Below are 20,172 nucleotides of genomic sequence, written 5' to 3' on the forward strand. Positions count from 1 at the left end.
GACTACCACATTAAATCATCTGGGATTTTAAAGTCTGCGTACGGATCGTCTTCATCCTGCTCTTCCTGATTCAAGGCGTTATTTAATACGATGCTGCTTTCATCACGCTGAGCGATTTTATCCGCTACACTCGCGGGGATAATCGCGTAGGTGCTCATTTCAGGATTGTCAGTCGCTAAACGCGCGATGGCGAGACGGCCGCTAATAAGTTGGGTTTGCGTTGTTTTATCGACGACCACTTGCTTGATGACATTATTATCTGTGAAGTTAAAGCTGATATCGCCTTTCGCCACGTCAATTTTGTTCATCTCAATCAGCTGCTTCACCTGAGCTTTATACTCTTTTGTCAGTGCCGCTTGCTTTTGTTGATCGCTCAGTTGTTTATCACGCTCAAGCAGCGCTTTTTTATTCTCTTCTACCGCTTCTCTGGCTTCTCTAGCCTGTACTCGTGATTTTTTCGCTGTGCGCTGTACCTTCGCCATTTTTTTACTGGTGACGAGTCCCGCTTGGAGCATTTGCTCTTGTAAGGTGAGTTTTGCCATGTTGGTATCTAAGCCTGTTGAATGAAATTGAAGGGATTATACCTGCAAATTAGATTTCTTTTCGGTTACTTTTGCGATTCTTGCTCGGTGAATGATAAAAACATCATGTCATCCATTCCCTTCAAAAATGTCGGTGTGACCAACAATAATCTGAATTTGTTTCAACCCCATAAATAAAACCCGCGTCTTAAATGTATGTGTCATTTTCAATACATCTTAAAGTGATCTGAATCACAAACATCAACAACTTAAGTCAAATTCAATGTCATTAAATGTCATTGAAATAACATTTCGACATATTTTGTATATTTCATTTTTTTAATTCATAATTGTTACTAAGCATGTCTTGAGTAATGCATAGCCTATGCATCTGAATTTTATTGTTATTTTTATATTCCTCATTGTTACGCATTCATATTCTTTGATTTTTTAAAAATGTAACTATGAAAATATATTTTTGACGATATATAAATCTAAAATTAACTACGTATAAGGATAATAACGAACTTTATCACTGCCAAATTAAGCCATATTACGAGTAAGGATATCGTAACCTTTTGTAATTTATTTATTTTAACAAACTCACATTGTGGATAATGTGTAAATCATGCTTTGGCTGGAAATATTGCCAAATTTCACCCTATTGTTTTTTACTCTTAATTTGTTTAAAAATAAAAACAGATTCGTGCTTACGCATTTGTTTTATTTAATATGTTTTGAAATTGATTCTTATTTAAGGTTTATGATGAGTTTGAAAAAAATAGAGAGAATTACAGAATCATTTTCTCAAGCTATCGCAGATGAAATTGCAAGCTTAAGAAGGAAAAAATTATTATCAGGTAGACAATTAGGTTCACTCATTGGAGTTTCCCAACAACAAATTTCACGCTATGAAAATGGTATCTGTGAAATAACTTTATCTACCTTATGTCTTTTACTTCATTATTTGGGTGTATCTTTAGAATCGTTCTTCTTCTTTGTTTCTGAACGCATAGAAGCCAAGGAACCAGAGCTTTACGATGAGTTTAATTTATTATTTGAGCAACATGGCGCTCTAATTTCAAAATAAATCACAATGGATTAATAACACTAAATTAGCGTTTAATTTAAAATCATTTAAATTAAATCTTATTATCATTCATTCTCAATTAAAAAAATAATTAATTGGAATTAATGTTTTTTAATCTATAAAAAACAATTTTAAAAACCCATTCAACATGGGTTTTTTCTATTTTTTTAATCAATACTTCTAAAATAGCTTTATTTAAAGCTATATATTCTTTTTTAATTAAAGAAATTAAATCAATGAAAAATCATTGTAGATGCGCTTCCTGTGTAAGTTTAAAAATTGTATCTAAAAAAATGGTTACGTTCTTTCTCCACTAGCCTTCTGAGATAAATTGTTTTTCATAAGCGTCTAGATGATGCTTAAAAAATTTCTCAAACTCTTCTGCTGACTCAACTAAAACCGTTACCTCGATACACTGCTCGCCAAATTCATCTGAGTGATCGTCAATAGTGATGGATTCGCAAAGGATCTCTTCATGAGTTTCACAGCGCTCATCTGTTTCACAACAATATAGTTTACAGCCCATAGTGCTGATGTTGGATTTATAAAACGGTGTTGGTTCTAGCTCACCAAAAACAAATCCCATTGGAGGGTCGCTTCTTTCAAGTTCGCTCGTCCCTATAATTTGGTCTTTGTTGACAATTTTATATTTCATTGGGTTATCCCTAAACAGGCTGATTTTGCAAAAACTGTACTAACTCCCGCCATTCATGTTTAAGATTATTTTTAAAATATAACGCGCAAAGGTCTCTTTTAAATTTGCCCAAAAAACTGCGTTCTTTTGTTTTTAATACGCAAATATCGTTCCACAGTTCATCTTCATCAAAAAAGAGCCAAACGGGCGGCACTGGCGTTAGCCCATTCGTGTAACAGACGGGCGCAACATATCGAATCAGCATTCGTTCAACATGTTCAATCGGAAAGTGTTTTGCGACAGAGGCAATATGTTGGTAATCCGTCCGGTTATCCACATATATATAGGATAAAGCAGCGCAGAGGTCTTTGTCGGTAAACTGTCTATTCGTATTCATGATGATCATTTTTGCTATCGCCAACTTGCCTTTGTTTGAACTGACTAAAAAGAGTTCAAAGCCCACCCTATACTATGCTGAACTCAAAGATAAGATAATCAGCAAATAGTATCCCTTTTCACCCTCTAAAGCAGAATGATGTATACTTGCCAGCAGAAAATTTATTCACGGTTAATTAATGATGAAAGAAACTGAAAAAACACAAATTAAAACGCTTAGCGACCGCTTGGACCTTATTCGTCACCAAATGGCAAGTATGCAGCTGTCGACTCAAGCGGAAAAGTACGCTGAACTTGAAAAAGAAAAAGCGACACTGGAAGTTGAAATCGCTCGTCTGAAAGAAACGCGTCACAAGAAGCTAAGCAAAGAAGCGCAAAAATTGATGGATATGCCATTCAAGCGCCCTATCACTAAGAAAGAGCAAGCAGATATGGGCAAACTGAAGAAATCCGTACGAGGCTTAGTTATTGTCCACCCAATGACAGCATTAGGTCGCGAAATGGAGCTGGATGCTATGACGGGTTTTTCTAAAACTGATTTTTAGTTGGAAAAATTATCTTAGTGGGTGTTTTGCCTAGATTGAAAAATGCGCGGTTTCTGTATTGGAAAGCGCGCAGTTCTCTGACGAAATTGTGTGCTGCGAACAGAGCGGACGCGGTAACCGACCGCAAGAATGGCAAGTAAACTATAGTAGTCAATCTCTCTGGAAACCTGACCATTTCCCTCTAATCGAACTATCCGGAATTTCCGGACGGTTGCGCTTTGAGCAAGTCTTTATAGATTAAGACAAACTACAAAAAATGGTATTGATACAAAGATAAGAGGAAAAAAGTGGCGGAAGATCACAGGAGTCGAACCTGCCCGGGACTGCTGGCAGCCCCAACTGGATTTGAAATCCAGCCGCCTCACCGGAGACGACGATCTTCCTCTATTTGGTAGGTGTTCGATTATAAACTGAATTATTTATTTTCCAAGGTATTGTAAGAACAACCATTCAAATTATTGATGCACACCAATAATGTCGCGCCATTCTCAAAAACTGATAACAAAAAGCACAAATGTGATATTGAGGTTTGCACAATTGCCCCCATATACTTATTCATGTCTACATACGGCGCGCTGATTTCAAAATCACCCCGCCAACACTTTAATTGTCAGCACAGTAAGCCTTGGCTCCCGAGCGCAAGCCTGCATTCAAGGATGTTTTTTATGACAAACTCATTATTAGCCAATTCCGCATTGCCCCGTTTTGAACATATTGAACCAGCACATATTTTCCCAGCAGTTGAACATGTTTTAGGCGAATATCGCCAAACCGTTGAAAATATTCTGGCGGCCAACAGCCACTACACTTGGGACAACCTATGCCAACCATTAGAAGAAGCGAGCGATAAACTCTCCCGCGTTTGGTCCCCAGTGAGCCATCTACATTCTGTTAAAAATAGCCCTGAACTGCGTGAAGCTTATGAACAATGCCTGCCATTACTGTCCGAATTCAGTACATGGATGGGACAACATGAGCCACTGTATCAAGCTTATAAATCCCTCAAAGAAGACGCTGGATTTAATCAATTAAGCCAAGCTCAACGTAAATCTATCGAAAATACCCTGCGTGATTTTGAGCTGTCCGGTATTGGTTTACCTGCTGAAAAACAGCAACGTTATGGTGAAATCGTCGCACGTTTATCGGAGATCGCCTCTAAGTTTGGTAATAACGTCCTAGATTCCACAATGGGTTGGTCAAAACTCATTAAAGATGAAAACGAACTGGCAGGTATGCCAGAAAGCGCTATCGCCGCAGCAAAAGCGATGGCGGAATCTAAAGGTGAAGAAGGCTATTTACTGACTTTAGATATGCCAAGCTACCTGCCAGTCATGACCTATGCCGATAATGCAGAGCTGCGCCGCGAAATAAGCTATGCCTATAGCACTCGCGCCTCAGACCAAGGTCCAAACGCAGGTAAATGGGATAACAGCGAACTTATCGATGAGTTAATGGCACTGCGCCATGAACTGGCTCAACTGCTTGGTTTTAAAAACTTTGCCGAAAAATCCCTCGCCACCAAAATGGCAGAATCCCCTGAACAAGTTTTAGGTTTCCTAAATGATTTGGCTAACCGCGCTCATCAGCAAGGTAAAGAAGAACTCGCGGAACTGACCGCATTCGCGAAAGAAAATTATGGTGTTGAAACCCTCGAATCTTGGGATTTAGCCTATTACAGCGAAAAACAAAAACAGCATAAATTCTCACTTAATGATGAGCAATTACGTCCTTATTTCCCAGAACAGCGCGTATTAAATGGGCTATTTGAAGTGGTTCACCGTATTTATGGTTTAACGGCGAAAGAGCGCCATGATGTTGAAACTTGGCACGATGATGTCCGTTTCTTCGAACTGTATGATGATACCAACACCCTGCGCGGTAGCTTCTATCTCGATTTATATGCTCGCGAACATAAACGCGGCGGTGCATGGATGGATGATTGCGTGGGTCGCATGGTGCATAAAGATGGTGCGCTGCAAAATCCTGTTGCCTATTTAACCTGCAACTTTAATAAGCCGCTAGGGGATAAACCTGCTTTATTTACCCACGACGAAGTCATCACCCTGTTCCACGAATTTGGTCATGGTCTGCACCATATGCTGACCCAGATTGATGTGGCCGATGTGGCGGGTATCAATGGGGTTCCATGGGATGCTGTTGAATTACCAAGCCAATTTATGGAGAACTGGTGCTGGGAGCCTGAAGCCCTTGAGTTTATCTCCGGTCATTATGAAACTGGCGAGCCATTACCATCCGATATGCTACAAAGCATGCTAGCTGCGAAAAACTACCAGTCTGCGATGTTTGTACTGCGCCAGCTTGAGTTTGGTCTGTTTGATTTCACCTTACACGCAGAATATGACCCAGCAAAAGGCGCGCAAGTGATGCCAACGCTGTACGCTATTAAAGAAAAAGTTGCCGTAGTACCATCACCAAAATGGGGACGTTTCCCACACGCATTTAGCCATATTTTTGCCGGTGGTTACGCGGCGGGTTATTACAGCTATTTATGGGCGGATGTGTTGGCTGCCGATGCGTTCTCTCGCTTCTCTGAAGAAGGCATTTTTAATCGCCAAACTGGCCAATCCTTCCTCGACAATATTTTAAGTCGCGGGGGCTCTGAAGCGCCGATGGTACTGTTCGAACGTTTCCGTGGTCGTAAGCCAGAATTAGATGCGATGTTGAAGAGCTACGGTATTCATGGCTGAGAAGATTGCTATCCAATTAATCTGTGAAGAGGGTGCCGATATCGGCACTCTCAATCAACTTGCTGAAAAATGGCAACTCACGCATACACCTGACGCCTTGATGGCATTGGTGTTAACCCCCGAAAACCTGCAATTACGCAAAATGGATGAGCCAAAATTAGGCGGCATCTTTGTGGATTTTGTCTCAGGTGCAATGGCGCATCGCCGTAAATTTGGTGGTGGGCGCGGTGAGGCAGTTGCTAAAGCGGTGGGGATCAAAAAAGAGTATCTACCCGATGTGATTGATGCAACAGCTGGTCTAGGACGCGATGCTTTTGTACTGGCAGCTTTGGGCTGTAAAGTGCGAATGTTAGAGCGTCATCCGGTGGTGGCTGCACTGCTTGATGATGGTTTGCAACGTGGCTATCAAGACCCTGAAATTGGGGAATGGTTACAATCACGAATGTCACTGATCCACGCATCAAGTATTACCGCATTAGCCGAAATAACTGAAGCGCCAGACGTGATTTACCTCGACCCGATGTACCCACATCGGCAAAAAAGTGCATTAGTGAAAAAAGAGATGCGGGTGTTTCAGTCATTGGTCGGGGCTGATGATGATGCAGATTCTTTACTGGCACCAGCCATTGCGCTGGCAAAACGCCGTGTTGTGGTTAAGCGACCGGATTACGCCGAACCGCTTGCGGGGCAAAAAGCACCTTCAGCAGTCACAACCAAAAGCCATCGATTCGATATCTATCCCTGTATTAAACACAGCGATTAAAACGTAACGGCGAAGGGCGTTTGTACGGTTTATCACAGACAAACTTGCACGACCGCCCTTTCGCTTACGTTTTGAGTTAAACCTTACACAACGCCTTGTGCAAACATAGCGTCAGCGACTTTTACAAAGCCAGCAATGTTCGCACCTTGGACGTAGTTGGTTTGTTTGGCTTCGCCACCGAATTCAACACAGTGGTGGTGAATGTCCAACATGATGTGGTGTAAACGCGTATCCACTTTTTCTGCTTTCCAGCTTAAGCGTGCTGCGTTTTGCGCCATTTCTAGACCAGAAGTTGCAACACCGCCAGCGTTTGCTGCTTTACCTGGAGCAAACAGAACACCTGCTTCAAGGAACAGCTCAGTTGCAGGAATAGTAGTTGGCATGTTTGCGCCTTCCGCGACAGCTTTAACACCGTTTTGGATCAGCACTTTAGCCGCTTCCACATCCAGTTCGTTCTGTGTTGCACATGGCAGTGCGATATCCACTGGAACACCCCAAGGTTGCTTGCCTGCTAAGTAAGTCAAACCAAACTCTTTCGCGTATTCTTCAACACGGCCGTAGTTGTTTTTGATAGCTTCTAAGCGTGCTAGTTTTTCAGGGGTGAAACCGGCTTCATCCACGACAGTACCGCTAGAGTCGGATGCAGTAACGACTTTTGCACCTAATTCCATACATTTTTCAATGGTGTACTGAGCAACGTTACCCGAACCTGAAACCGCCACTCGCATGCCTTCAAAGCCTAAACCATGGCGTTTGAGCATCGCATCAGTGAAGTAAACAAGACCGTAACCGGTCGCTTCTGGACGAATTAGGCTACCACCAAATGACAGACCTTTACCGGTGAAAACGCAAGAGGTGTCATTAGACAGTTTTTTCATCATCCCAGTCATAAAGCCAACTTCACGACCGCCCACCCCGATGTCACCAGCAGGAACGTCAGTATCAGCCCCTAAGTGGCGATAAAGTTCTGTCATTAATGCTTGGCAAAAACGCATCACTTCACCATGGCTTTTTCCTTTAGGGTCAAAGTCAGAACCGCCTTTTGCACCGCCCATTGGTAGGGTTGTCAGTGCATTTTTGAGGGTTTGTTCGAAACCTAAGAATTTCAGGATGGATAAGTTAACGGATGGGTGGAAACGCATGCCGCCTTTGAATGGACCAATCGCAGAGCTAAATTGAACACGCCATGCGCGGTTAACTTGTACCTTGCCTTGATCGTCCATCCAACACACGCGGAACTGGATCACTCTTTCTGGCTCAACGAAGCGTTCGAGAAGTGCTTGATCGCGATATTTTGAATTTTGTTCAATGAAAGGCCAAAGAGAAGTGAATACTTCACGCACTGCTTGTAGGAATTCAGGCTGTGAAGGGTCTCTTTTTTGGACAGACTCCAAGAATGAAGATAGTGTTTGCGCCATCTTTGTCTTCCTTTTTCAATGTGGATATTGTTGTGAGGTGCCTCACTATTTCTTATCTTTTTTTTTAGGAAATGTGAGGTCGATTTGTGTTTGCCTATTGAATATATCATTAGTTTATATTCTCAATTCAAGGTTTTTTTTTACTCATTTGAAAAAAAAATTGCTTGACCTGCCAATCACTCCCTTCAGACGATTATTTTGTCGCAAAAAAAACGCCTGCATAAGCAGGCATTTTCAGTGAATAATATTTCAATTTGTCTGTAATGAATTATTCTTCTTCATCATTCAGTGGAACAATCAGCATATCCACATGAACAGTATTGATTAGCTGGCGAGCTGAAGACATCAACTTGCTCCAGAAATCTTGGTGATGTCCGCAAACAACTAAGTCCATGTCGTATTTTTTGATAGCATCCACTAACACCTGACCTAAGTCACCGCTACCGCTAAGGGTTTCTTGGATGTCATAACCCGCACCTGCGGAAAGGTCTTTTAGTGAATTACGAGTTTCGTCAGTGATGCGCTGTTGCATATCACCTAAATTCACATCGATAAGACCGGTGTACAGATCCGAGTAATTAACATCAACATGGATCATAGAGACTTTGGCTCCGTACGGTTTTGCCATAGAAACTGCTTTATCCAGTAAAACTTTACTTTCAGGTGATAAATCAACCGCGACAAGAATATGTTTATAAGCCATAAGTAAACTCCTTCCAAATGCTGATTTAACTGGTGGTTAACGACGTTCACCAATATCTTATGAATATACTATACCTGCTAATCGCGATAACTAAGTGTCGTTTTGATCACATCTAGCAGATTAATTTTTAAGGATTAAAAGACAGAACATTTGATAAAACAATAACATCATTCATTCAATATTAATATATATCGGTTCAAAATTCGAATTACCGCAATGCCAGTAAGTGTAATCAACAATCTGTAAATTAACAGCTCGTGATGGCCGCTTTTTTGAAGTCAAAACTTGAACCATCTGCACTTTTTTTAAGCAATGAATTGTGTTTAAGTAACGACATGCCCTACAATGAAAATAAATGATGTTAGTGCAATATTTTGGCGGTATTTCCTTTAGTGACAACGGGGCAATTTAGGTTCGTTCTAAGGAGGGGATTATGTTCAGTGTAATTGCATTATTTTGGGCACTCTGCATTTTGTGCATCTTAAATATGATGCGCTATTTTTCATCTATTCGCGTTTTATTATCTATTCTGAGGGATTCTGATCCCCTACTTTATCAATCCGTTGATGGTAATGGCTTTTTCACGACTCACGGCCAGCTGAACAAGCAATTGCGCCTGGTCCGCTATATCAATACCAAACAGTACCTTGAGCACTACGATCCTGATGTGATATTCCGTTGTGAACGTATTCGTAAGCAGTTTATGTTGATCAGCCGGTTGAGCATTTTAGTCGTTGTGAGTTTGGTCTATATGGTGATAGCCAATTAACCTCGCGTTTGTTATTCCCTTTATTCAAAGCAAAAAAATAGTGATGACCGGAAACCGATCATCACTATTTTAAAATGCTTTTGTCTTATCTAACGCTAATTAGATAATCTTCAGCGCAATCCAGTACAGTACACCAGACAGAATGATGGAAACAGGAAGCGTCAGTAACCATGCAAGCGCAATGCTCTTAATCGTCTTGCTCTGAACACCACCACCATCAACGACCATCGTACCCGCTACCGCAGAAGAGAGAACTTGGGTTGTTGAAACAGGCATACCTGTATAACTTGCCACACCGATAGAGACCGCCGCAGTGACCTGAGCCGATACACCTTGTGCGTAAGTCATACCTTTCTTACCGATTTTCTCACCGATAGTCACCGCAACACGCTGCCAGCCGAACATGGTACCTAGTGCCAGTGCTAACGCAACAGCAACGATAATCCATAACGGTGCATACTCAACAGTATACAGCAGGTCATTACTCAGCTTTTTCAGTAAGCTTGCATCTTTCGCGCTAGTTTCTGGTAACTTCGCCACTGCATTCGCAGTATCGGAGATACACATTAACAGGCGACGAGTTTGGTTGCGCTGGTCAGGTGTTAACTCATCATAGCTCTGAATGCCACTGAGCATCTTCTGAGCTTGATTTAAGATAATTGGCGTACGTGAGCTGTCGCAATGGAACTCGCCTTCTTCTGGCTTGTTCTCCGCCATCATAGGCGTATTTTCAATTGCGTGGTTTAAGGCTGGTTTATGTGTTTCATAGTATTGTTGCAGATGAACCACCGCATCATGCGTTCTCGCGATATCATAACCGTTTGAATTCATGTTAACGACGAAACCTGCTGGCGCAACACCGATTAACACCAGCATAATCAGACCGATACCTTTTTGCCCATCGTTCGCGCCGTGAGAGAAACTCACGCCGACAGCAGACAGGATCAATGCAGTACGCGTCCAAAATGGTGGTTTACGTTTACCATCTTTCTTCTCACGCTCAGCTGGCGTTAAGTGAATACGGCGACGTTTTTTCGTTCCGCTCCAATAACGGCGTAACATGAAAATCATCAGCCCAGCAATCACAAAGCCGATAGCCGGAGAAAGAATTAAGGACATGAAAATGCTGATCATTTTAGGAATATTCAGTGCATCAACCACCGATGTATCAGTCACTATCGCATTGGTCAAACCAACACCGATAATTGCACCGATCAGCGTGTGAGAACTTGATGCCGGAATACCTAAATACCAGGTTCCAAGGTTCCAGATGATAGCAGCCAGTAGCAATGAAAAGACCATTGCAAGGCCATGAGCAGAGCTCACGTTAAGGAGAAGGTCTGTTGGTAAAAGATGAACTATGGCATACGCCACGCTCAGCCCTCCCAGCAAGACACCGAAAAAGTTAAATACCCCGGCCATGACAACCGCGAACTGAGCGCGCATTGCTCGGGTGTAAATCACCGTTGCGACCGCGTTAGCAGTATCATGGAATCCGTTAATCGCCTCATAGAACAGCACAAATAACAGTGCTAGAACTAACAATAGACCTGTGTAAAATTCTAAACCTGTAAAAAGATGTAGCATAGACGTTAAGCCATTATTGGTTGGACATGAACGCGGCGCATTATCAGTGACAAACGCTAGCGGTGGAAGCGAAATCTGACCTTTTTTTGATTTAAATACCAATCAAAAAACCATCAAACACAAACTATCCCTTTAATATCATCCAGTTAGCATAATTAAAGTTATTCTGAATTTTTGAAACTTTTTTTATGATAATTTGTGAAAATCTGGGGGAAATAGTCTTTTTTCGCGATTTTTCCTAATTATAATACGTCTACCATACTTTTCATTAATTCTTCGATGATCCGCTGCATTACAACCTACATTAAATCGCGTAAAATAGCGGTACAAATAATCGTAATTATGATAAAAATCATATATATAGAGAGTTCTAATTGTGAGAAATATTGACGTTATTATTTTAGGTGCAGGCGCGGCCGGATTATTTTGTGCTTCACTCGCGGGTAAGCGCGGTTTAAATACCCTTGTGCTGGATAACGGTAAAAAATTAGGGCGTAAAATTTTAATGTCCGGCGGTGGGCGCTGTAATTTCACCAATATGTACGCCGATCACAATAACTATCTCTCGACTAACCCTCATTTTTGTAAGTCAGCACTTGCTCGCTATACACAGTGGGATTTTATTGAGCTTGTTGGTAAATATCAGATCCCTTATCACGAAAAGACCTTAGGACAGCTATTTTGCGACAATAGTGCGCAAGATATCGTCGATATGCTGAAAAGTGAGTGCGATCAGCCCAATGTCGCTATCAAGCTACGCAGTGAAGTCACCCAAGTCGACAAAACAGATGACGGATATGTTGTCACGGTAAATGGGGATCAAGTAAGTACTCGCTTACTGGTGGTTGCGACTGGGGGGCTTTCAATGCCAGGTTTGGGTGCAACTCCGTTTGGCTATCGCCTTGCCGAACAATTTGGGCACAGCATTATCCCTACCCGTGCTGCACTCGTTCCCTTTACCTTACACAAGCCTCTACTTGAAGCGCTGCAAGCCCTCTCTGGGGTTTCCGTGGCGGCAACCGTCACATCCGCCAGCGGCGTCCTATTTAAAGAAAATATCCTGTTTACCCACCGAGGGTTATCCGGTCCAGCGATTTTACAGATTTCAAATTACTGGCAACCTGGAGAGTATGTGAGTATTAACTTACTTCCAGATCTTTCATTGGGGGAATTTCTGACCAATGAGAAACAGCAGCGCCCTAATCAATCACTCAAAAATACCTTAGCGACGCTGTTGCCTAAACGCTTAATTGAGGTTTTACAACAACTTGGACAGATTCCAGATTGCCCACTCAAGCAGCTCACTCACGCACAGATTGATGCTCTCGATGACACACTGCATAACTGGCAAGTACAACCCAACGGCACAGAAGGCTATCGTACTGCGGAAGTAACCCTTGGCGGCGTTGATACTCATGAAATTTCATCCAAAACCATGGAATCGCTCAAGTCTTCCGGCCTCTATTTTATTGGAGAAGTAATGGACGTGACAGGTTGGTTAGGGGGATACAATTTCCAATGGGCGTGGAGTTCCGCTTCTGCGTGTGCGGAAAACTTACCCCATCAAGCTTAATCGCTCACCCTTTTATGAAATTATTTAATCCATTGAAAAATAATGGATATTATTTAATTCCAACCAAATCAGGCAGTTGAGCACTGGGTTTAAATAAATCTAAAATTGGTTAAAAATAACTCTTTACAAACGATAGTGATAACTATTATCATTATCACATCTTCCGCAGGCGACTTAACTTAGTCAGTCTCTTGTAGGAGGTACGACATTGCTCACATTGCTTCCAGTGTTTACTTTAGCCAGCTTATGCTGGCTATTTTTTTATCTGTGCCCTGCTATTGATACACTGTATCTCCCCCCTGCTAAAACTTGCCATTTCATACCGCAAATCATCTTAGTGATACCTCGGAATCTTATTCAAATTTTTTGGATCCTATGGTTAATACCGCCTACTTTTCTCTTTCTGCAATTTGGCTAAACTGTCATCAACAAGTTAAGCAAGAGCCCAATGAAAATTGGATATCCGCTTTTAAGGAGATGACTCAATGATCTATTTACGCCAAGCAAATGAACGCGGACACGCAAACCACGGTTGGCTGGACAGCTGGCACACTTTCTCGTTCGCTAACTATTATGATGAGAAATTTATGGGTTTCTCAGCGTTAAGAGTCATCAATGAAGACTACATCGCTGCGGGACAAGGGTTCGGTACTCACCCTCATAAAGACATGGAAATATTGACCTACGTACTGGATGGTGCAGTTGAGCACAAAGATAGCATGGGCAATATGGAACAGATCCCAGCGGGTGAATTCCAAATCATGAGCGCGGGAACAGGTGTTCGTCACTCTGAATACAACCCAAGCAATGAAAAAGAGCTGCGTTTATACCAAATTTGGATCATTCCAGATAAAAATGGCATCGAACCACGTTACGAGCAAAAACGCTTTGATTCGACAAGTGGTAAGCAATTGGTGTTATCACCAGATGCACGCGATGGCTCACTGAAAGTTAACCAAGACATGACCTTATGGCGCTGGGCATTGCCAGCTAATGAGCAAAGCACCTACGACATCGCAGAGAAACGCGTTGTTTGGATCCAAGTCGTTAAAGGCAATATTGAAGTTAACGGGCAGAAAGCGACGGCTAGCGATGGCTTAGCCATTTGGCAAGAAAATCAGTTAACCATTAAAGCTGATGAAGACAGTGAAATTTTAGTTTTTGACTTGCCTGCTGCGGAATAACTTTTCAGGTAAGTAAACGCTAACACCAATGGGAAAGGCTCTACACCATGAAGTTATCTTCAATGGTTGTAGAGCCTTTTTTTATCTGAGCTACCCGAAATTACAGTTTAGGACCGGCTTTAACCAGTGCCGCACCTGCAGGGGTATCAGTGTACTTATCGAAGTTCTTCACGAAGCGATCTGCTAAGTCTTTAGATTTTTCATCCCACTGAGATTTATCAGCATACGTATTACGTGGGTCAAGGATATTGGTATCCACACCCGGTAATGCTGTTGGGACTTCTAAATCAAATACTGGTAGCTTGATGGTATCGGCTTTTTCGATATCGCCACTTAAGATAGCATCGATGATTGCACGAGTATCTTTAATAGAGATACGTTTGCCTGTACCGTTCCAGCCTGTGTTAACTAAGTATGCTTTCGCACCTGCTGCTTCCATACGCTTCACCAACACTTCCGCGTATTGCGTTGGGTGCAGAGATAAGAACGCCGCGCCGAAACATGCAGAGAATGTTGGAGTTGGTTCAGTCACACCACGCTCTGTACCCGCCAATTTCGCTGTGAAACCAGACAGGAAGTGGTACTGAGTTTGTTCTGGCGTTAAACGAGAAACGGGTGGTAACACACCGAATGCATCTGCCGTCAGGAAGATAACTTTTGTCGCGTGACCCGCTTTAGAAACTGGTTTTACGATATTATCGATGTGGTAAATAGGGTAAGAAACACGCGTGTTCTCAGTTTTAGAACCGTCATTAAAATCAACTGAACCATCAGCCAATACCATGACGTTTTCCAATAACGCATCACGTTTGATTGCGCCATAGATGTCTGGCTCAGCTTCTTTAGACAGGTTGATAGTCTTCGCGTAGCAACCGCCTTCGAAGTTGAATACGCCGTCATCATCCCAACCGTGCTCATCATCACCAATTAACTTACGTTTTGGATCTGTAGACAGTGTGGTTTTACCCGTACCAGACAGGCCGAAGAAAATCGCAACGTCGCCTTCTTCACCGACGTTTGCTGAGCAGTGCATGGAAGCGATGCCTTTTAATGGCAGCAGGTAGTTCATCATAGAGAACATCCCTTTCTTCATTTCACCGCCGTACCAAGAACCGCCGATTAACTGCATACGCTCAGTTAAGTTGAAAGCAACAAAGTTTTCTGAGTTCAGACCTTGTTCTTTCCAATTCGGGTTAGTGCATTTTGCACCGTTCATCACGATAAAGTCTGGTTCAAAACCCACTAATTCTTCATCAGAAGGACGAATGAACATGTTTTTCACGAAGTGAGCTTGCCATGCAACCTCAGTGATAAAACGGACTTTCAGACGAGTATCTGCGTTCGCACCACAGAATGCATCCACAACAAACAAACGTTTACCTGATAACTGCTCAGTCACTAAGTGTTTCAGGCTGCTCCAAACCTCTTGGCTCATTGGTTTGTTATCGTTTTTACCTTTACCTTGGTCAGCCCACCAAACGGTATCACGGGTGACATCATCGCGAACGATATATTTATCTTTTGGGGAACGTCCTGTAAAAATACCGGTATCAACAGCAACAGCACCTAATGTAGTGACAGTACCGCGTTCATAACCTTCAAGACCTGGCTTGGTTTCTTCCTGAAATAACAGCTCATAACTTGGGTTATAAACAACTTCAGCGACGTCATGAATGCCGTACTTTTCGAGATCCTTCAGGGTAATGCTTTTAGCGCTCATTATATTGCTCCTGGTAAACATAGCTATTCTGCCGACGATCATAAATCTTTACGACTAATTAACAGCGATAGTTATCAAAGAATTGAAAATGTATAATTTTTTTTAATTCATAATGAGACTTAGAGCACGTTATAATCCTTTAAAATTATAAAAAAAGGGTGCAAAATTGCACCCTCGTCACATAATTAGGTTGCTAAATCGTATCAGTGAAGTTGCTGATTTTGCTCATTATTTAACCCGATGATATCGGATTCAATAAATACATAGTGTGAGCCACAATATTCACACTCCATATCAATTTTCCCATCTTTGTGCAAAATATCCATAACATCTTCATGGGTTAATGTTGCTAAAGACGCTTCACAACGTTCACGTGAACAAGTGCAACGGAACTCAACAGATTGTGGGTCATACAGAGTGACATCTTCCTCATGATACAGACGATGAAGTACCTCTTTCACGTCTAACTCGCTCAGCTCTTTGCCTTTGATAGTCGCAGTCAGTTGCACTAAGTGATCAAAAAACTCGTGGCTAGTCTCTCCTGCAGCAGGTAAAACTTGCAGCAACATCCCGCCAGCAATCGCTTTGCCATCTTGTTCACTAACGCGGATAAACAAGCGAGTCGGTAACTGTTCAGATTGGCGGAAATAAGCATCAATACTCTCTTCAATGCTGTTGCCTTCAATCGCCACAATCCCTTGATAACGCTCACCTTGTTTTGGTGTAATCGTGATGACAATAAACCCGTTACCAATCATTTGCTGTAACGTACTTCCCGCAACAACAGGGCCATCAACACGTGCAACACCGCGCATTTGTTGTAAGTTATTACCGTTAATCACGGCTAACTTAACTGGGCCATCACCTTGGATTTGAACGGTAATATCACCATCAAATTTTAAAGTAGCAGTCAGTAAGCTGGTCGCAACCAGCAGTTCGCCCAGTAGCATTTTGACAGCTTCTGGGTAATCATGATTTTCTAGAATATGATGAAAAGTCTCATCGACAGTAATCATTTCTCCACGTACCGCATGCTGTTCAAACAGAAAACGGTGGAGTTGGTCTTGTTTAGCCATAATTTCTCTCTATTACTCAGGCAGTCTATTAAGACGATTCATGGGAATTCGTGTGTTTAAATTTTAGCAGAGTCCGACGCTCTTTTTTATCGGGACGTCTGTCAGGATGTGGCATCGTGAGTGCATTCATCTTACGTGCCATCGCCATCTTTTCGCGTTGTTCAAGGCTTTCTACGGTTTCACGGTAGAGTAGCTGAGCTTCTGGTGCGCCTTTACGTTGATTGCTGATCTCGAGTACTTCGACAATCCGCTCATCATTTCCTTGGCGTACTTTTATCATCGCACCCAATTCAACAATTTTGCCCGGCTTACTTCTTTGCCCATTATAATGAACTTTTCCGCCATCAATCATCTCACGAGCAATTGAACGTGTTTTGTAAAAACGTGCAACCCATAGCCATTTATCAAGGCGAACTGGCTCAGCGGATGATGGCTTTGTTGAAGATTGATTTGTCGATAACGGCTTCATGGTGCCTCCTCACACTTAGTTTGAATGCCAAACCAAAATGAGGCTCCATGGTCAGGGAAGGATAATACTATCTAGACTCGGAAGGATTATCTGCCTCATAGCATTTATCGTAATATTCAGTGATTTTACGCAAACGCCGTTTGTTATTCAAAACTCGAATAATAATTAATGTTCCATTTATCAAGGTACAAATGATCAAGAAGAAAACCAACATTGAACGGCAGACATATTCTGATAACACATCTTCATCCAAGCGCTCATGAACCACCACTTGCAATGTGCCATTGGCATCTGTCGAAATGTTCGTGATAACCCCTTCAACATCAAACGGGGTATTAATCAGAATGCTGGATAAACGCTTTAACTCATACCATCGCTGGACTTGGTTCATTTCGCTCAGTGAACTCACTGGCATTAAGTCTACCAGCGGACGGTTTTCATCGCTGATCAACAACACCCCACCCGGTGGTGGACTATTGAGTTTACGAACTTCCTTCTCAAGTTCTTGCTTGATGAAATCATATGTGGTGTCTTCAACTAAGTTTTCCAAGGCATCAGCACTTCCTGCACGTAATAAAACATGCGCACCACTTAATTTTCCTGAAGACGCTTTATTCACCAACCCTGGCCAATCATCCACACTTCCACCCAAGTTAGACAATGCGCTTTTGAGTTTAATGCAATGATCTTGCTGATCACACAATGCGTTGGTTTTTAATATGATTTCTGAAAAATCGAAAATAATATTCATTCCAGATTTCATGATTTCACGCTGTAATCTTGGGTTAATTCCCGCGGCATCTTTATCTGGATGCAATTGGTTCTTTACGCTATTCAATAAATCGGTGGCTCGATTCACAATCTCAGATTGCGGCTCAGTAATCAGGTTAATATTATTCCAATACACACCCGAGCAATCGAAAGGTACAAACAACGCTTGGTTGGCATCATTCAAATTAGGTGGTCGATAACACATCCCCATTCCCTTCGCTGATAATGTATCTCCAACTCTAATTTTACGGGCGGTTAAATCTGAAGGATCAACGACACTGACTTTTTTCGCACCTTCAATCCACGCAAACCCTAATTTCACTGGCAAGCTAATCGATTGATAAGAAAACACCATCGCCAAAACGAACAATGCACTGAAAAACATCAGCACATTCTTTTTAAATCGTTTATAGGGGTAATAGCGTTCCTCTTCATGAATAGAGAGACAACGACCGTATCGTAATACCTCTCCCGTCGAATAGAGATCAATATTGGTAGGGTGGCCTAATTCATATTTTAAGTAGGGAAGCCAATAGCTAGGATAGTGTAAGTCCACGCCCCCTATCGAAATGGTAGAAGAGTACTTTTTATCTAACTCTCCGTACAGTTCCCAGTGTTTGGCTTGCCCATAAATACATTGCACATCTTGATAGGGTTTAGGAAAAAGGCGTAAACGGAATAATAAAAACATCCCGAGGATAAACACCACTGCAGCTAGTGTCAGCCCCCATCCTTGAAAAATGGGAATAGAAACAATCGTCAGATAGCCGATAAAAAAACTGAGGCTTACCACGATCGCCCCTAACCACCCAGAAGAATTATGGAGTCGATGCTCCTCTTTACTTTCCTTACGCATCTTCAACAATTGAATGGTGTTCGGTTCCCCTTCATGGATATCAGCCTCAGGTTGAGACCTAGACTCCTCTGAAGGAACTTCCCATTCATAGCTAAATTCTTTCAATGAGTGGCTATTGAGAGCAACAATTAAAGGCAGATGATCCGTTTCCACAATTTCCATGACATTTTGTCGTTGTAAAAACGGTTCTAGTTGAGAAGGCAACTGAACTTCAATCGTATCAATAAAATAGCGCCAACCCTGCCCTTGCTCTTGACGCAAATTAAATCGCGTAATGGCATTGCAGATAGTGGCAACCGTGGCATTTTTTCGTATTTGCCATGCAGTTTGGGAAGACGAATGAAGGTTTTTAGATGCACTGTGATTAAGATACTGGGTGATAGTCTGGAAATCAGACTCAATCATTTTTTTAAACGCGGGTGTCGCTAGAGAGGGTATTTGATAGACACTAGAACGCCGTCCCCGCCGGAAAAACAGAACGGAAACCATTATAATTAGGCTAGCTATGATCAGAGCCAGTATAATGACGGTGTTTAGCATTTTTTTCTCAACAGAATTGTCTACCTAAAAAGCATAGCAACGTAATGCTTTTCACTATATAAGCCAATTCCTATTCTCTTCCAGTTTTTGTTTTATTTTACAATATGTTGTAAATAAAATGTTTTACTTATTAATCAGTCCGACTTTCATAAGTAGATTATACTAACAGCATTTTCTCCACCCTATACTCTCTATCATTTTTTTTTGATATGCGTCATAGTTAAAGGCAATGTATGCTTGCCCTCATGGATCCCATTCACCTGATTCGGAAATCGTTATGACAGAGTTAAAAAAACCAAAAATCCTGAATATTCAAGATGTTGCTAAATCAAAATTATTCAGTATCCAATCTGTTGACCTCGAATTTAGTAATGGTGAAAAACGTGTTTATGAAAGAATGCGCCCCGCAAAGCGTGAAGCGGTTCTTATCGTCCCCATCATTGATGATCACCTGATTCTGATCCGAGAATACGCCGTGGGTATCGAAAACTATGAGCTAGGCTTCCCTAAAGGAGCTGTAGACCCAGGAGAAGCCCCTCTTGAGGCTGCTCAGCGCGAACTCAAAGAAGAAATCGGTTATGGGGCTCGCCAAATTACCCCTTTGGCAAAACTCACCATGTCCCCATCTTACTTTTCCAGCAAGATGAACATACTTATAGCTAACGACCTATTTAGCGAAAAACTTGAGGGGGATGAGCCAGAACCACTGCAACAAGTCAAATGGCCGATTGCACGTATGATGGAGCTCCTTGACCACCCAGACTTCAACGAAGCCCGCAATATTAGTGCGTTGTTTTATGTGGAACGTTACTTAAAGAATAACGCGAAATAACGCCACATCAATATTCA

Annotated in this window: 18 protein-coding genes, 1 tRNA gene and 1 pseudogene; 8 read left to right on the forward strand and 12 right to left on the reverse strand. The window is 42.0% G+C overall.

The features are described 5' to 3' along the window. Positions 1–2: 2 nt before the first annotated feature. A complete protein-coding gene (locus PR799_RS10240) occupies positions 3–542 on the reverse strand; it encodes a DUF2058 domain-containing protein (RefSeq protein WP_272521955.1) in 540 nt (179 codons plus the stop codon). Positions 543–1,287: 745 nt separating this feature from the next. On the opposite strand from PR799_RS10240, the gene PR799_RS10245 reads away from it, so the two are divergent. Beyond that, positions 1,288–1,611 carry a helix-turn-helix domain-containing protein gene (locus tag PR799_RS10245; protein WP_036950403.1) on the forward strand — a complete coding sequence of 108 codons (324 nt, stop codon included), beginning with the start codon at positions 1,288–1,290 and terminating at the stop codon, positions 1,609–1,611. 313 nt (positions 1,612–1,924) lie between these two features. On the opposite strand, the gene PR799_RS10250 is transcribed toward PR799_RS10245, so the two are convergent. Continuing rightward, positions 1,925–2,266 carry a hypothetical protein gene (locus tag PR799_RS10250; protein ID WP_272521957.1) on the reverse strand — a complete coding sequence of 114 codons (342 nt, stop codon included), beginning with the start codon at positions 2,264–2,266 and terminating at the stop codon, positions 1,925–1,927. A 10-nt stretch (positions 2,267–2,276) separates the two neighbouring features. After that, entirely contained in the window at positions 2,277–2,642 is a 366-nt protein-coding gene (locus PR799_RS10255; protein WP_272521958.1) for a DUF7079 family protein, read from the reverse strand. Between the two features lie 181 nt (positions 2,643–2,823). On the opposite strand from PR799_RS10255, the gene PR799_RS10260 reads away from it, so the two are divergent. Then, positions 2,824–3,186: a YibL family ribosome-associated protein gene (locus tag PR799_RS10260; protein ID WP_272521998.1), complete on the forward strand. Its 363-nt coding sequence runs from the start codon at positions 2,824–2,826 to the stop codon at positions 3,184–3,186. Between the two features lie 77 nt (positions 3,187–3,263). Here the strand turns inward: PR799_RS10260 and rhuM are convergent. Further along, positions 3,264–3,413 (reverse strand): annotated as a pseudogene (gene rhuM / locus PR799_RS10265) (RhuM family protein); the annotation flags it as partial. Between the two features lie 61 nt (positions 3,414–3,474). Further along, positions 3,475–3,569, reverse strand: a tRNA-Sec gene (locus PR799_RS10270). Positions 3,570–3,851: 282 nt separating this feature from the next. Between PR799_RS10270 and prlC the strand changes: the two genes are divergently transcribed. After that, positions 3,852–5,894 (forward strand): oligopeptidase A, encoded by a 2,043-nt coding sequence (prlC, locus tag PR799_RS10275; RefSeq protein WP_272521960.1) that lies wholly within the window; start codon positions 3,852–3,854, stop codon positions 5,892–5,894. Further along, positions 5,887–6,657 carry a 16S rRNA (guanine(1516)-N(2))-methyltransferase RsmJ gene (rsmJ, locus tag PR799_RS10280; protein ID WP_154602148.1) on the forward strand — a complete coding sequence of 257 codons (771 nt, stop codon included), beginning with the start codon at positions 5,887–5,889 and terminating at the stop codon, positions 6,655–6,657. The genes prlC and rsmJ overlap by 8 nt, the downstream gene beginning before the upstream one ends. Before the next feature lie 83 nt (positions 6,658–6,740). On the opposite strand, the gene gdhA is transcribed toward rsmJ, so the two are convergent. Together gdhA and uspA are read right to left on the reverse strand one after the other, a co-directional pair. After that, entirely contained in the window at positions 6,741–8,075 is a 1,335-nt protein-coding gene (gene gdhA / locus PR799_RS10285; protein WP_154627298.1) for an NADP-specific glutamate dehydrogenase, read from the reverse strand. Positions 8,076–8,343: 268 nt separating this feature from the next. Beyond that, entirely contained in the window at positions 8,344–8,778 is a 435-nt protein-coding gene (gene uspA / locus PR799_RS10290) for a universal stress protein UspA (RefSeq protein ID WP_006657449.1), read from the reverse strand. Positions 8,779–9,211: 433 nt separating this feature from the next. Here uspA and uspB point away from each other — a divergent pair, with 433 nt between their 5' ends. Next, on the forward strand, positions 9,212–9,547 hold the full coding sequence (gene uspB, locus PR799_RS10295; RefSeq protein ID WP_036950083.1) for a universal stress protein UspB: 336 nt from the start codon (positions 9,212–9,214) through the stop codon (positions 9,545–9,547). Positions 9,548–9,646: 99 nt separating this feature from the next. Here the strand turns inward: uspB and pitA are convergent, their stop codons facing one another. Then, the gene (gene pitA / locus PR799_RS10300; protein WP_036950148.1) at positions 9,647–11,134 is read right to left on the reverse strand and encodes an inorganic phosphate transporter PitA; all 1,488 of its coding nucleotides are present in this window, start codon (positions 11,132–11,134) and stop codon (positions 9,647–9,649) included. Between the two features lie 376 nt (positions 11,135–11,510). On the opposite strand from pitA, the gene PR799_RS10305 reads away from it, so the two are divergent. Together PR799_RS10305 and PR799_RS10310 are read left to right on the forward strand one after the other, a co-directional pair. Further along, on the forward strand, positions 11,511–12,707 hold the full coding sequence (locus tag PR799_RS10305; RefSeq protein WP_272521963.1) for an NAD(P)/FAD-dependent oxidoreductase: 1,197 nt from the start codon (positions 11,511–11,513) through the stop codon (positions 12,705–12,707). Between the two features lie 485 nt (positions 12,708–13,192). Then, positions 13,193–13,891 (forward strand): pirin family protein, encoded by a 699-nt coding sequence (locus PR799_RS10310; RefSeq protein ID WP_154602147.1) that lies wholly within the window; start codon positions 13,193–13,195, stop codon positions 13,889–13,891. A 100-nt stretch (positions 13,892–13,991) separates the two neighbouring features. On the opposite strand, the gene pckA is transcribed toward PR799_RS10310, so the two are convergent. The 4 genes from pckA to PR799_RS10330 form a co-directional block, all read right to left on the reverse strand. Continuing rightward, entirely contained in the window at positions 13,992–15,611 is a 1,620-nt protein-coding gene (gene pckA, locus PR799_RS10315; RefSeq protein WP_272521964.1) for a phosphoenolpyruvate carboxykinase (ATP), read from the reverse strand. Positions 15,612–15,814: 203 nt separating this feature from the next. After that, complete coding sequence (hslO, locus tag PR799_RS10320; protein ID WP_272521965.1) at positions 15,815–16,687, reverse strand: Hsp33 family molecular chaperone HslO; 873 nt, start codon at positions 16,685–16,687, stop codon at positions 15,815–15,817. A gap of 28 nt (positions 16,688–16,715) precedes the next feature. Continuing rightward, positions 16,716–17,156, reverse strand: coding sequence for a ribosome-associated heat shock protein Hsp15 (gene hslR / locus PR799_RS10325; RefSeq protein ID WP_154637861.1), 441 nt, complete (start codon positions 17,154–17,156; stop codon positions 16,716–16,718). A 67-nt stretch (positions 17,157–17,223) separates the two neighbouring features. Further along, the gene (locus PR799_RS10330; protein ID WP_272521966.1) at positions 17,224–19,323 is read right to left on the reverse strand and encodes an IgaA/UmoB family intracellular growth attenuator; all 2,100 of its coding nucleotides are present in this window, start codon (positions 19,321–19,323) and stop codon (positions 17,224–17,226) included. A 277-nt stretch (positions 19,324–19,600) separates the two neighbouring features. On the opposite strand from PR799_RS10330, the gene nudE reads away from it, so the two are divergent. Further along, entirely contained in the window at positions 19,601–20,155 is a 555-nt protein-coding gene (gene nudE, locus PR799_RS10335) for an ADP compounds hydrolase NudE (RefSeq protein WP_108479672.1), read from the forward strand. The last annotated feature ends 17 nt before the right edge of the window (positions 20,156–20,172 follow it).

The sequence above is a fragment of the Providencia sp. PROV202 genome, assembly GCF_028479565.1.
Taxonomy (GTDB): domain Bacteria; phylum Pseudomonadota; class Gammaproteobacteria; order Enterobacterales; family Enterobacteriaceae; genus Providencia; species Providencia zhijiangensis.

Coding starts and splice junctions, on each gene's coding strand:
- PR799_RS10240 (WP_272521955.1), bottom strand. CDS start 542: ATGGCAAAACTCACCTTACAAGAGCAAATGCTCCAAGCGGGACTCGTC.
- PR799_RS10245 (WP_036950403.1), top strand. CDS start 1,288: ATGAGTTTGAAAAAAATAGAGAGAATTACAGAATCATTTTCTCAAGCT.
- PR799_RS10250 (WP_272521957.1), bottom strand. CDS start 2,266: ATGAAATATAAAATTGTCAACAAAGACCAAATTATAGGGACGAGCGAA.
- PR799_RS10255 (WP_272521958.1), bottom strand. CDS start 2,642: ATGAATACGAATAGACAGTTTACCGACAAAGACCTCTGCGCTGCTTTA.
- PR799_RS10260 (WP_272521998.1), top strand. CDS start 2,824: ATGAAAGAAACTGAAAAAACACAAATTAAAACGCTTAGCGACCGCTTG.
- prlC (WP_272521960.1), top strand. CDS start 3,852: ATGACAAACTCATTATTAGCCAATTCCGCATTGCCCCGTTTTGAACAT.
- rsmJ (WP_154602148.1), top strand. CDS start 5,887: ATGGCTGAGAAGATTGCTATCCAATTAATCTGTGAAGAGGGTGCCGAT.
- gdhA (WP_154627298.1), bottom strand. CDS start 8,075: ATGGCGCAAACACTATCTTCATTCTTGGAGTCTGTCCAAAAAAGAGAC.
- uspA (WP_006657449.1), bottom strand. CDS start 8,778: ATGGCTTATAAACATATTCTTGTCGCGGTTGATTTATCACCTGAAAGT.
- uspB (WP_036950083.1), top strand. CDS start 9,212: ATGTTCAGTGTAATTGCATTATTTTGGGCACTCTGCATTTTGTGCATC.
- pitA (WP_036950148.1), bottom strand. CDS start 11,134: ATGCTACATCTTTTTACAGGTTTAGAATTTTACACAGGTCTATTGTTA.
- PR799_RS10310 (WP_154602147.1), top strand. CDS start 13,193: ATGATCTATTTACGCCAAGCAAATGAACGCGGACACGCAAACCACGGT.
- pckA (WP_272521964.1), bottom strand. CDS start 15,611: ATGAGCGCTAAAAGCATTACCCTGAAGGATCTCGAAAAGTACGGCATT.
- hslO (WP_272521965.1), bottom strand. CDS start 16,687: ATGGCTAAACAAGACCAACTCCACCGTTTTCTGTTTGAACAGCATGCG.
- hslR (WP_154637861.1), bottom strand. CDS start 17,156: ATGAAGCCGTTATCGACAAATCAATCTTCAACAAAGCCATCATCCGCT.
- PR799_RS10330 (WP_272521966.1), bottom strand. CDS start 19,323: ATGCTAAACACCGTCATTATACTGGCTCTGATCATAGCTAGCCTAATT.
- nudE (WP_108479672.1), top strand. CDS start 19,601: ATGACAGAGTTAAAAAAACCAAAAATCCTGAATATTCAAGATGTTGCT.